10 protein-coding genes and 1 pseudogene are annotated in these 11,826 nt (G+C 64.5%); 6 read left to right on the top strand and 5 right to left on the bottom strand.

The genetic code is table 11. The features are described from left to right. The 3 genes from ACOJSI_RS12805 to ACOJSI_RS12815 form a co-directional block, all read right to left on the bottom strand. A partial coding sequence (locus ACOJSI_RS12805) for an AAA family ATPase (RefSeq protein WP_420138684.1) occupies positions 1 to 317 on the bottom strand: 317 nt, incomplete at its 3' end. Positions 318 to 350: 33 nt separating this feature from the next. Further along, on the bottom strand, positions 351 to 1,460 hold the full coding sequence (dnaN, locus tag ACOJSI_RS12810; RefSeq protein WP_420138685.1) for a DNA polymerase III subunit beta: 1,110 nt from the start codon (positions 1,458 to 1,460) through the stop codon (positions 351 to 353). A gap of 153 nt (positions 1,461 to 1,613) precedes the next feature. Continuing rightward, complete coding sequence (locus ACOJSI_RS12815) at positions 1,614 to 2,159, bottom strand: outer membrane protein (RefSeq protein ID WP_420138686.1); 546 nt, start codon at positions 2,157 to 2,159, stop codon at positions 1,614 to 1,616. A gap of 677 nt (positions 2,160 to 2,836) precedes the next feature. Here ACOJSI_RS12815 and rlmN point away from each other — a divergent pair. Then, positions 2,837 to 4,030 (top strand): 23S rRNA (adenine(2503)-C(2))-methyltransferase RlmN, encoded by a 1,194-nt coding sequence (gene rlmN / locus ACOJSI_RS12820; RefSeq protein ID WP_420138687.1) that lies wholly within the window; start codon positions 2,837 to 2,839, stop codon positions 4,028 to 4,030. 44 nt (positions 4,031 to 4,074) lie between these two features. Next, positions 4,075 to 5,304: a class I SAM-dependent methyltransferase gene (locus ACOJSI_RS12825; protein WP_420138688.1), complete on the top strand. Its 1,230-nt coding sequence runs from the start codon at positions 4,075 to 4,077 to the stop codon at positions 5,302 to 5,304. Positions 5,305 to 5,313: 9 nt separating this feature from the next. On the opposite strand, the gene ACOJSI_RS12830 is transcribed toward ACOJSI_RS12825, so the two are convergent. Together ACOJSI_RS12830 and ACOJSI_RS12835 are read right to left on the bottom strand one after the other, a co-directional pair. After that, on the bottom strand, positions 5,314 to 5,634 hold the full coding sequence (locus ACOJSI_RS12830; protein ID WP_420138689.1) for a hypothetical protein: 321 nt from the start codon (positions 5,632 to 5,634) through the stop codon (positions 5,314 to 5,316). Then, entirely contained in the window at positions 5,631 to 6,635 is a 1,005-nt protein-coding gene (locus tag ACOJSI_RS12835) for an MlaA family lipoprotein (RefSeq protein WP_420138690.1), read from the bottom strand. The genes ACOJSI_RS12830 and ACOJSI_RS12835 overlap by 4 nt, the downstream gene beginning before the upstream one ends. Before the next feature lie 93 nt (positions 6,636 to 6,728). Here ACOJSI_RS12835 and ACOJSI_RS12840 point away from each other — a divergent pair, with 93 nt between their 5' ends. The 4 genes and pseudogenes from ACOJSI_RS12840 to ACOJSI_RS12855 all read left to right on the top strand — a co-directional run. Further along, complete coding sequence (locus ACOJSI_RS12840) at positions 6,729 to 7,682, top strand: ArsR/SmtB family transcription factor (RefSeq protein WP_420138691.1); 954 nt, start codon at positions 6,729 to 6,731, stop codon at positions 7,680 to 7,682. Continuing rightward, positions 7,682 to 9,703, top strand: coding sequence for a protein-disulfide reductase DsbD family protein (locus ACOJSI_RS12845; protein WP_420138692.1), 2,022 nt, complete (start codon positions 7,682 to 7,684; stop codon positions 9,701 to 9,703). Before ACOJSI_RS12840 ends, ACOJSI_RS12845 begins: the two co-directional genes overlap by 1 nt. Positions 9,704 to 10,036: 333 nt before the next feature. Continuing rightward, positions 10,037 to 11,629, top strand: a complete 1,593-nt coding sequence (locus ACOJSI_RS12850; protein WP_420138693.1) for a sodium/sugar symporter — start codon at positions 10,037 to 10,039, stop codon at positions 11,627 to 11,629. A 7-nt stretch (positions 11,630 to 11,636) separates the two neighbouring features. Next, a pseudogene (locus ACOJSI_RS12855) lies at positions 11,637 to 11,826 on the top strand (FadR family transcriptional regulator); the annotation flags it as partial.

An 11,826-nucleotide genomic window follows, 5' to 3' on the forward strand; every position in this document is an offset into this window, starting at 1 on the left:
GCCGCCGATGCGTCCGCACCATTGATCCGCACCTGACGGCGTTCGGGGGCGGCGGCCAACGTGCCCGTGCCGATGTCCACCGCATCGCCCAGCCGTGCATTGACGGCGAAGCCGCCCGGTCCATCGGCCCGCGCCATATCCGACAGGGTGGCGCCCCGCAGGCCCCGCCCCGGCGTCAGCAGCGACACTGCTTCCAATATGTTGGTTTTGCCGGCGCCGTTCTCGCCGGTCAGAATGACAAACCCCACGCCGGGCGCGATCAGCGCCTCGGCATGGTTACGAAAGTTGGTGAGCGAGAGACGGGAGAGGGCGACCATGAACGGCTCGAACTAGCATTTCGAGCCGACAGGTCACACCCGCATCGGCATCAGCACGTAGAGCGCGGGCGCCTTGTCATTTTCGCGGATCAGCGTCGGTGCGGCGGCGTCGGCCAGATGGACCTCCACCATATCGCCGTCGATCTGATTCAGGATGTCGAGCAGATAGCGCGCGTTGAAGCCGATATCGAATGACGTCGCGACATAATCGCCAGGCACCTCTTCCGCCGCCGTGCCGTTTTCCGGGCTGGTGACGGACAAAGTGATCTTGTCGCGATCGAGGCTCATCTTCACCGCACGCGTCTTTTCGCTGGCGATGGTGGCGACGCGATCGACGCCTTCCTCGAAGCTGCGCGGATCGATCTTGAGCAATTTGTCGTTCGAGGTCGGGATGACGCGCGAATAATCGGGGAAGGTGCCGTCGATCAGCTTCGACGTCAGGATCGCGGTGCCAAGGCCGAAGCGGATCTTGGTCGGCGACAAGGACACTTCGACCGAACCGTCGACCTCGTCGAGCAGCTTGCGCAGCTCGCCCACGCACTTACGCGGGATGATCACGTCGGGCATGCCTTCGGCGCCCTCGGGCCGCGCGACGGTGACGCGGGCCAGACGGTGGCCGTCGGTCGCGGCGGCCTTCAGCACCGGCGTCGCGTCGTCCGAAACGTGCAGGAAGATGCCGTTCAGATAATAACGCGTCTCTTCGGTCGAGATGGCGAAACGGGTCTTGTCGATGATCTGCTTCAGCGTCTCGGCCGGCAGATCGAAGCGCGTCGGCAATTCGCCTTCCGCGATCACCGGGAAATCTTCGCGCGGCAGCGTCTGCAGATTGAAGCGGGCGCGGCCGGCGACGACCTGCATCTTGCCCTCGGCCGCCGTCAGCTGAACCTGGCTGCCTTCCGCCATCTTGCGCGCAATGTCGAACAAAGTGTGCGCGGCGACGGTGGTCGCCCCCGGCGTATCCACCTGCGCCTCGATCGTCTCCACCACCTGCAGATCCAGGTCGGTCGCCATCAGGCGCAGCCCGCCCTCGGACGCCTCGATCAGCACATTGGAAAGGATCGGAATGGTATTTCGGCGTTCAACGACCGACTGGATATGGCTCAGGGCCTTGAGCAGGATCGCTCGTTCAATCGTCGCCTTCATTCTATCCCCCGGTCCCCGGTCGAGTTTGGTCGGCCACTATAGCGCGGCGTTCGGCACTGGCCAGAGGGGCGACCACGAAAAAGGGGCCGATGCGGTGCACCGACCCCTTCGAAATGGCGCCTTGTCGTCTTGGACCAGGCACGGTGCTTCGAATTAGAAGCGGAGGCCGACGCCTGCCAGCACCTGGTTGCGCGAAACGCCCTGTTCGTAGTTCGAGTAGCGATACTCGGCCTTGACGAACGCGTTGGGGCTCAGCGCATGCTCGATGCCTGCGCCGACGCGGACGCCATCGAGGTTGCCGTCGGCCAGGGTCACGCCGGTCTGCGTGCCTTCCGCCTTGAAGCGGGCATTGGTGTAGCCTGCCTTGACGTAGAGCAGGTTGTTGCCGCCCACGACGGTACCGATACGGCCGCCGACATACAGGTCGCGCGACGCCTTCTGGGTCACGCCGCCGAATTCCTCCTTCTGGGTGGAATCGGTGGCTTCACCTTCGATGCCGAACACGGTGTTGCCGCGACGAAGGTCATAGCCGGCGCCGACGCCATAGACGAAGCCATCGTCATGGCCATTGGCCTGAACGCGATCCCAGCCGCCGAGCGCCTCGACATGCGCGCCGCTGAACGGTGCGCCACCATCCTGCGCCAGAGCCGGAGCTGCAACCGCCGAAGCGAGCGCGGCTGCGATAAGGAACTTAGACATAAGATACTCCACTGCGATTTCATAAGCCGCATGCTTTTTGCTGCGGTCGCGAAGGCGTAAAGTCGCTCGCGTATGACAGTTTTGTGAATAGCCCGCTCATGTCACGTTTAGGTTGCGGGCAGGAATGTGGCGGACGATGAAAGCTGATGCGGTTCCATCACTCTGTCTTCGCAATCGCTCTGTTTGTCGCTGTTTTGCCACGGCTCGCCGCGCGAGAGACGATCGGCGGATATGCCACATGGGCGGCATTTTGTGACAAACCGCGAGAATGCTTTGCCATCAGCAGCCCTGCCGAGCGTCACGGGCGCCCGTTTCTGACGATATCGATCACCGGTCGCGACTCTCGCATCGAGACGTTCGTTGGGCGGGAGATCCGGACGGCCACCCTGCAGATTGGCGAAGCTCTGTTCCCGCTCACGCCCTCTGGACAGACGGCAAGCGCGGATAGCCGGACCAGTCGCCGGATCGTCGCCGCCATCCGCACCGGCGAAACGATGACCGTTTTCGGGACATCCTCCAGCGGGCGTTTTCGGCACCATTATAGGGTGGCGGGCGCGCCAAGCGCGATCGATGCCGCGGCGATCGCCTCTCTTAGGCATTGATCGGCCGGGTTGCAGGCGACGCCGGGAAGGGTGGGCTGGAAAAAAGACCGCGTTTCGACTAGGTAGGGCGCTCTCATGAACGCTGTCATGCCTATCCCCGGCCATATCGATCCGGTCCCCGTTCCGCGTGAGCCGGTTCTACGCGCCGATGGGCGCCGTGATCTGCTTGGTCGTTCGCGTGAGACGCTGCGCGAGATGCTGGCGGAAGAAGGGCTGGATCCCAAGCAGGCCAAGCTGCGCGCCAAGCAATTGTGGCACTGGATCTATAATCGCGGCGCGACCGATTTCACCGTGATGACGGATATCGCCAAGGCGATGCATCCGTGGCTGGCGGAGCGGTTCGTGATCGGGCGGCCGGATGTAGTGGAAGCGCAAGTTTCCAATGACGGGACGCGCAAATGGTTGCTGCGTTCGCCCGATGGCCATGATTATGAGATGGTGTTCATTCCCGACGCCGATCGCGGCACGCTGTGCGTATCCAGCCAGGTCGGCTGCACGCTGACCTGCAGCTTCTGTCATACCGGCACGATGCGGCTGGTGCGTAACCTGACTGCCGGCGAGATCGTCGGCCAGGTCATGCTCGCGCGCGACGCACTGGGCGAATGGCCGAGCCAGCCCGATGGCCGCCTGCTCACGAATATCGTCATGATGGGCATGGGCGAGCCGCTCTATAATTTCGAGTCCGTGCGCGACGCGCTCAAGCTGGTGATGGACGGCGATGGACTGGCGCTGAGCAAGCGTCGCATCACCCTGTCGACATCTGGCGTCGTTCCAATGATGGCGCGTGCCGGCGAGGAGATCGGCGTGAACCTGGCCGTTTCGCTGCATGGCGTCACGAAAGAGGTTCGTGACGAGCTGGTGCCGCTGAACCGGAAATATGGGATTGAAGAGCTGCTGGCCGCCTGCGCCGACTATCCGGGCGCCAACAATGCGCGGCGTATCACATTTGAATATGTGATGCTGAAGGGTCGCAATGACAGCGACGAAGATGCGCACGAACTCGTGCGGCTGCTGCGCAAATATAAGCTTCCCGCCAAGGTCAATCTAATCCCGTTCAATCCCTGGCCCGGCGCGGCGTATGAATGTTCCGATCCTGATCGTATCCGCCGCTTTTCGAATATCGTCTTCGAAGGCGGTATATCCGCGCCGGTCCGTACGCCGCGCGGCCGCGACATCGATGCCGCCTGCGGTCAGCTGAAAACGGCCGCCGAAAAGAAGAGCCGCGCGCAGCGGGACAGGGAAGCCGCCGAAGGGCTGACACAGGGGTAACGAAAAAGCGCTGGCGAGCGCGTAACTAGGCGCTAGAAAGCGCCATGCTCCTGTTCGATCGCGCTTTCAAAAAGCTCATCACCCAGGGTGAGCTGACCGTCACCGACTCCGATGGCAAGGTCTATCATTACGGCTCGCCTCATCCCGGCCGTGAACCGGTAGCCGTCCGCTTCACCACACCGTCCACATCGCGCAAGATCGTCCTGTCGCCATCGCTCGGCGCGGGCGAGGCCTATATGGACGGCCGGCTGGTAATGGAGAAGGGCGACATCTATGCCCTCGTCGATCTCGTCACGTGGAATAATCGATTCGAGAAGCGGACTGACGAGCGCAACCTGGAATCGCGATCCAAGCTGCTCGGCGATCCGCTCGGTTGGATGCGCACCTATAATCAGGAACGCCGATCCAAGCGTAACGTCGCGCATCATTACGATCTGTCGGCCAAGCTGTACGACCTGTTTCTGGATAGCGACCGCCAATATAGCTGCGCCTATTTCACCGATCGCAACAACAGCCTGGAACAGGCGCAGCGCGACAAGAAGGCGCATATCGCCGCCAAGCTCTATCTGAACCGACCGGGGCTGAAGGTGTTGGACATCGGTTGCGGCTGGGGCGGCATGGCGCTGTATCTGCATGAGAAGACCGGTGCGGAGGTGCTAGGCGTTACCCTGTCGGAAGAGCAGTTGAAGATCGCGCGCGAGCGCGCCGAGAAAGCGGGCGTTGCCGACAAGGTGAAATTCCAGCTGATCGATTATCGCAAGGTGACCGGCAAGTTCGACCGGATCGTTTCGGTCGGCATGTACGAGCATGTCGGCCCGGCGCATTTCCGGACCTTCATCGCCAAGTGCCGGTCGCTGCTGGTCGAAGACGGTGTGATGCTGCTGCACACGATCGGCCGCGTCGGCCCGCGTCGCACGACCGATCGTTGGACGACCAAATATATCTTCCCGGGCGGTTATATTCCGACGCTTTCAGAGATGTCGGAAGCCGCCGAATCGGCGCGCATGTTTACCAGCGACGTCGAAACGCTACGGCTGCATTACGGCTATACGCTGGAACATTGGCTCCGGCGGACCCAGGCGCACAAGGCGGAGATCGAGGCGATGTACGATGCGCGCTTCTTCCGCATGTGGGAATTCTATCTCGCCGGGGCGATGACCGGGTTCATGAACAGCTCGATGGTCAATTACCAGGTGCAATATATTCGCGATCGCCATGCGCTGCCGATCACACGCGATTATATGGCCGAGGCGGAAGCCAAGCTGCGCGACTAAGGCCCAGCGCTAGGGATTGGTGCTGTTGGACTCGCCGGCATCGCTGCCGGGTGCGCTCGCATGATTGTCGGCCGCCTGCTCGTTAGACGCTTCTTTCCCATCATCCCGCGACGCATCCGCACCATCATCGCTGCTGTTCGCAGGCTCCGCATCGCGCACGACCGGCGCCGGACCGCGGCTGGCTGACGTCGCCGCCGCCAGATCGTCCCGCGTCTTGGATGCGGTCGCATTGCGCTGGGCCGCATCGGCGTCCAGCGTCACGTCGGCCACGCCACTGCGGTTGCAGCCCGCCAGGGCGAGCAGCAGCCCCAAGGCAAGCCGACGGATCACGGCTGGGGCTTGTCGCCGGGCGCTGCTGGCGCGTCGCCCGGCATCGGAGCTGCGCTCTGTGGCAGGGGACCAGACGGTGCGGCGTCGTCACCCGGCATGGGCGCCGCGCTTTGCGGCAGGGCGCCGGAGGGTGCCGCTGTGGAAGCACCCGGCTCATCGCCTGGAAGCGGCGCGCCGCTTTGCGGCAGCGGTGCACCCGGTGACGTCGCGGCATCGCCCGCCGGAGTCGGCACGGTTTCGCCGGCCGGCTGCGTTGCACCCGGAACGTCGCCATCGCCTTCTTCGCCCGCATCCACAACCGCAGCAGCGCGACGCTGCAGATAAGCGGACCGCGCCGCTGCATAGGGATCGAGGCTGCTCTGGAGGAAAGCGTCACCACCGCTTTCGGTCAAATCCGATCGCGCGCTGATTACCTGCGCTGCGGTGAAGCCGCGCTTGTACCAGACATTCACGTCCGCCTGATTGACGGCGACGCGAACGGGATCCGCCACTGAGGCGACGCCCGTGCCCACGCCATCCCGCAACGTCGAAGGTCCAAGCACCGGCAACACCAGATAAGGGCCGCCATTGACGCCCCAGCGCGCCAACGTCTGCCCGAAATCCTCCGGTGCGGGGCGGATTTTCATGCGGCTTGCCGTATCGATCAGGCCACCGAGACCCAGCGTAGTGTTGACGACGAAGCGACCCAGGTTGCGCACGGCGCGCTTCGGCTTGCCCTGCAGCATGTTGTTGATGAAAGACCAGGGCTCGCTGAGATTCGAGAAGGCGTTGGTGACGCCTTGCCGCACGGGGCGCGGCGCGACGGCGCGATATACCGAGCTGACGGGTTTGATGACCACCTTGTCGGCGGCCATGTTGACGCCCCAGACGCCACGGTTGAATTTCTCGAGCGGGTCGCGCTCGGCCAGCCTATTTTGGCCGGGGACGGTCGCACATGCGCTCAGCAGGAGCATGGCGGTGGCTGGAGCGAGCAGCCGTGCTGCGTTGCGGCGCGGAATCATAGAGTTGCGCCTGCCATAGCGAGAGACACTCCACAAGGCGGATCACGCTTCGCGCTTGACGGCGCGCACGTGCACGGGAAGGCTGCGGCGATCATGACGTCGCCCCTTGCTATCTTTCGCGCCCTTGCCGATCCGACCCGGCTGCGCATCGTCGCCCTGCTCCGCCGGATGGAATTATCCGTTGGCGAGCTTGCACAGGTGCTTGGCCAGAGCCAGCCGCGTGTGTCTCGCCACGTCCGCATTCTGGCCGATGCGAAGCTGTGCGACCGGCGCCGCGAGGGAAGCTGGGTCTTCCTCGGCCTGGGCGAATCCGCCAGCGCCACGCTGTTGGCCATGATCGACAATTGGCGTGATGCGGCCGCCGATCGCTGGGAAGTCGCCGACGCGGCACGGCTGGAGGCGGTTCAGGCGGATCGTGCCGCCGCCGCCCAGGCCTATTTCGACGCCCATGCCGCCGAATGGGACGCGATCCGATCGCTGCACGTGGCGGAACGGCAGGTGGAGGCCGCGATCACTGCGCTGCTGTCCGACATGCCGATCGGCCGGATGGTGGATATCGGTACCGGCACCGGTCGCATGATCGAGTTGCTGGGGGAAACCACGAGCAGCGCGATCGGCATCGATCGATCGCCCGAAATGCTACGTTTCGCCCGTGCGCGCATGGCCCGGGCCGGGATGGAACGCGTCGACCTGCGCCAGGGCGACATGTATGCGTTACCGCTGGAAGACGGCAGCGCCGAAACGGTCGTGCTGCATCAGGTGCTGCATTATGCGCAGGCGCCCGCGGCCGCGATCGCGGAGGCGGCGCGGCTGATCGCGCCCAATGGCCGTCTGCTGATCGTGGACTTTGCCGCCCACGATCGCGACGATCTACGCGAACGCGAGGGCCATGCCCGGCTGGGCTTCGACGATGCGCAAATGGCGACCTGGTTCGCCGCGGCCGGACTGGAGCCGACCCGCACGGTGGAACTTGCCGGCGGCGAGCTGACCGTCAAATTATGGCTGGCGCAGCGCCATGCCGAGCGCCGCCTGCGCGCGGTCGGCTGATGCTCCGCTTGCTCTGGCTGGCCCTGCTGGCGGCGATCGCTGCCCCCGCCGCCGCCGCCGCCCCGACCCACATCACGCCCAGCCTGGTCGCGGAAACGACGAGCCCGGCGGCAGGATCGCGCGTCACATTGGCTTTCGCCATGACGCCGGAGCCGCAGTGGCATGGCTATTGGAAGAATCCGGGCGATGCGGGGCTGGAGACGCGGGTCGCGTGGAAGGCTCCTGCCGGACTGCGCTTCGGGCCGCTGCAATATCCGGTGCCACAGCCACTGCTGATCGCGGGGCTGATGAACTATGTCTATGAGCGCGATTACGCCGAACTGGTCGCGTTGGATGTTCCGGCCGGGCTGCCGCAGGGCACGAAGCTGCCGATCTCGGTGACGCTCAACTGGCTCGCATGCAATCCGCAGACCTGCGTACCGGAAACGGCGACGCTCGCTACCGAACTTACGGTGGGCAACGGCGCCATAACATCTGAGGATCGGGGCCGCTTCGACCGCTGGCGCGCCGAACTGCCGAAGCCGCTGGGCGCACCGGCCCATTTCCAAGTGGCGGGCGGGCGGTTCCGACTGGGCGTACCCCTGCCGGCCGGCGTCGACATCGAACAGCCCTATTTCTTTCCTTTGACCGACGGCGCGATCGACTATGCCGCGCCCCAGACCGTGAGCCGCGACGGCGACCGTCTGGTCATCGAGACCGCCGCCAAGGCGGGCGGGCCACAGAAGATCGAAGGCGTCCTGAGGATCGGACCGACGCTTGGGCTGGAACTGACCGCCACGCCGGGCGCGGTAGCGGCGGGCAAACCGGCGGCGCAGACGGGCGGCTTTTGGGCCACGCTGATGGCGGCGCTGGGTGGCGCCATCCTGGGCGGCCTGCTGCTCAACGTCATGCCCTGCGTCTTCCCGATCATCAGCCTCAAGGCGCTCAGCCTGGCGCGATCGGGGGGCACGGAACAGGAGGCGCGCCGTGAGGCCCTGGCCTATACCGCCGGCGTCGTGCTGGTCTGCGCGGGGCTGGGTGCGGCCTTGCTGATTTTGCGGGCGAGCGGGGTCGCGGCGGGCTGGGCGTTCCAACTGCAGGATGCGCGCGTGATCGCGGTGCTGCTGCTGCTGATGCTGGCGATCGGCCTCAACCTGGCGGGGCTGTTCGAATTGCCCGTCCTGGCCGGGGGCGACCGGCTAACCCAAGGTGGCGGCATCGTCGGCGCCTTCTGGACGGGCGCGTTGGCCGCATTCGTGGCGACGCCCTGTACCGGGCCGTTCATGGCGGCGGCGCTGGGCGTCGCGATCCTGCTGCCGACGGCGGCGGCGATGGCGGTTTTCGTCGGGCTGGGGGTGGGCATGGCGCTCCCCTTCCTGCTCTTGGGCTTCGTTCCCGCGCTGCGCCGCCGGCTGCCCAAGCCAGGTGCGTGGATGACCGTTCTGCGCCACATATTGGCGGTCCCGATGTTCGTGACGGCGCTGGGGCTAGCCTGGATCCTGGGTCAGCAAGCCGGAGTCGACGGCATGACGATCGGGCTCGGGGCAGGGCTGCTGCTGGCCTTTGGCCTGTGGTGGTCTGGCCGGCGGCAGCGGGCACTGAAATCGGGCGCATGGTGGCCGACACTGGTAGCATTGCTGGCCGCGATCGGCTGCGTCGCGATCCTTCCCTTGGGCGGAACACCGGATACGACCGCTGCGGCGACGACGCCCGGGCACGAGCGCTTCGACGAGGCGCGGCTGGCGGCGCTGCGCAAGGACGGCCGCCCGATCTTCCTCTATTTCACGGCCGACTGGTGCCTGACCTGCAAGGTGAATGAGAAGGCGGCAATCGAGCGATCCGAGGTCGCCAAGGCCTTTGCCGGCAAGCATGTGGTGACGATGGTGGGCGATTGGACCCGCGGCGACCCCGCGATCAGCCGCTTCCTGTCGGCACACGGTCGCTCCGGCGTACCCTTCTACCTCTATTACCCGGCTGGCGGCGGCGAACCGCGCGAATTGCCGCAGGTCCTGACGCCCGGAATGCTGGTGAACCTCGCCTGAGTGAGACGAACGCCGTGCGGGATGGGGCGGGCGACGACGTCACGAAAGCGCAACGCCGAAAGTTTAGGGTCATCCGGCGCTGCAGGGGAGCTGGGCAATGTTGCGAATGATTTTCGCGCTCGTGGTTGCGGTGATGGAAAAGACGCCGGTGCGGCACCGTTCAGCCTAGCGTTGCGGCGGAAGGCGCATCTGTTCACGCAATTCCCCGAGCGATCCTGGCCGGCTAAATAACGAGAGGCCCAATTCGGCCTCTCGACATGGCAAATTAATCATATAAATCACCCGCTGCTGATCGGCGCCGGAGCGCCGACGGCTGGGGAGATGTGCGTGACGATGAGCCCGGTCGATATTGCGGTGGTCGTGATTTATGCGATCGCCATTTTCGGCCTCGCACAATGGGTGTCGCGCGACAAGGCCGGGGCGGGGCCTAAGAACACCACCGACTATTTTCTCGCCTCCAAGGATCTGCCCTGGTGGGCAATCGGCGCCTCGCTGATCGCGGCCAACATCTCCGCCGAGCAGATCGTGGGCATGGCGGGGTCGGGCTATGCGATTGGCCTGGCCATCGCATCCTATGAATGGATGGCGGCGGCGACGTTGCTGCTGGTCGGCAAATTCTTCCTGCCGATCTTCCTGCGCAACGAAATCTACACGATGCCGCAATTTCTGGAGCGGCGGTACGGCCGGAATATCCGCACGCTGATGGCAGTCTTCTGGCTGGGCCTGTATGTTTTCGTCAACCTGACCTCGATCGTGTGGTTGGGCTCGATCGCGGTCAACAAGGTCGCCGGGGTCGATCAGAATATCGCGCTGATCGCGCTCGGCGCCTTTGCCTTGCTCTATCAGATACGCGGCGGGCTCAAGGCGGTCGCGCTCACGGATATCGTTCAGGTCACGCTGCTGGTGCTCGGCGGGCTGATCATCGTCGTGTTGACATTAGGGAAGCTGGGGGAGGGCGCCGGCCTGCTCGCGGGTTGGCACAAGGTGACGGCGGCCATCCCCGATCATTTTCACATGATCCTCAAGAAAGGCGATCCGCATTATATGGATCTGCCCGGCCTGTCGGTGCTGATCGGCGGAATGTGGATCGCAAACCTCAGTTACTGGGGCTTCAATCAATATATCATACAGCGCGCACTGGCGGCGAAGGACATTGCGGAAGCGCAGAAAGGCGTGCTGTTCGCCGCCTTCCTGAAGCTGCTGATGCCGCTGATCATCGTTGTTCCCGGTATCGCTGCGGTGCTGCTGGCGCCCGACCTTGCCAAACCCGACGAAGCCTATCCAACGATGATGCGGCTGCTGCCGCCGGGCCTGCTCGGCCTGGTGTTTGCGGCGCTAATCGCGGCGATCATTGCCTCCACCGCCTCCAAGATCAATTCGATCGCGACCATCTTCACGCTCGACATCTATGCAAAATTGAAGGGCCAGTCCGCGGAGGGATTGAGCGAACAGGACAAGCGGCTGCGCGAGCGGCGCCTGGTCCTGGTCGGGCGTGTCACCGCCTGCATCGCCATCGTGATCGCGGTGATCATGGCGCGGCCGCTGCTTGGGTCGTCGGATCAGGCCTTCCAGTTCATCCAGGAATTTACCGGCTTCTTCACGCCCGGCATCACGGTCATCTTCCTGTTGGGCCTGTTCTGGAAGCGCGCCAACGAGGCGGGCGCGATCACGGCGGCGGTGGCATCGGTCGTCCTGTCCTGGCTGCTGAAAGTCACCTGGGCGTCGCTGCCCTTCATGAACAGGATGGGCGTGGTGTTCCTGATCGCGGCGGCGCTCGCTATACTAGTATCCCTGATCACACCGGCGCGGCACGACACGGACACGATCGAGACACGCGATGTCGCGTACGGCACGCGCGCCAGCTTCAATGTCGGCGCCGTGGCCGTCGTCCTGATCCTGATCGCGCTTTATGCCACCTGGTGGTAACCGGCCCATGGGGAAGAGCGTGGAACAACCGGCCAAGATCGATCGCATCGGCAGTCGCAACCTCACCTTCGGGATGCTGGAAGCGCTTGGCCGAGAGATTGTGACGGGCGCGTTCGAAAATGGCCGCTTTCCGACGGAGGACGAACTGACCGCGCGGTTCGCGGTCAGCCGTACGGTGACGCGTGAGGCGGTGAAGA

The organism is Sphingomonas sp. (assembly GCF_048595155.1).
Taxonomy (GTDB): Bacteria; Pseudomonadota; Alphaproteobacteria; order Sphingomonadales; family Sphingomonadaceae; genus Sphingomonas_I.

Coding starts and splice junctions, on each gene's coding strand:
- ACOJSI_RS12840 (WP_420138691.1), top strand. CDS start 6,729: ATGACGTCGCCCCTTGCTATCTTTCGCGCCCTTGCCGATCCGACCCGG.
- dnaN (WP_420138685.1), bottom strand. CDS start 1,460: ATGAAGGCGACGATTGAACGAGCGATCCTGCTCAAGGCCCTGAGCCAT.
- ACOJSI_RS12815 (WP_420138686.1), bottom strand. CDS start 2,159: ATGTCTAAGTTCCTTATCGCAGCCGCGCTCGCTTCGGCGGTTGCAGCT.
- ACOJSI_RS12845 (WP_420138692.1), top strand. CDS start 7,682: ATGCTCCGCTTGCTCTGGCTGGCCCTGCTGGCGGCGATCGCTGCCCCC.
- ACOJSI_RS12850 (WP_420138693.1), top strand. CDS start 10,037: ATGAGCCCGGTCGATATTGCGGTGGTCGTGATTTATGCGATCGCCATT.
- ACOJSI_RS12825 (WP_420138688.1), top strand. CDS start 4,075: ATGCTCCTGTTCGATCGCGCTTTCAAAAAGCTCATCACCCAGGGTGAG.
- ACOJSI_RS12835 (WP_420138690.1), bottom strand. CDS start 6,635: ATGATTCCGCGCCGCAACGCAGCACGGCTGCTCGCTCCAGCCACCGCC.
- rlmN (WP_420138687.1), top strand. CDS start 2,837: ATGAACGCTGTCATGCCTATCCCCGGCCATATCGATCCGGTCCCCGTT.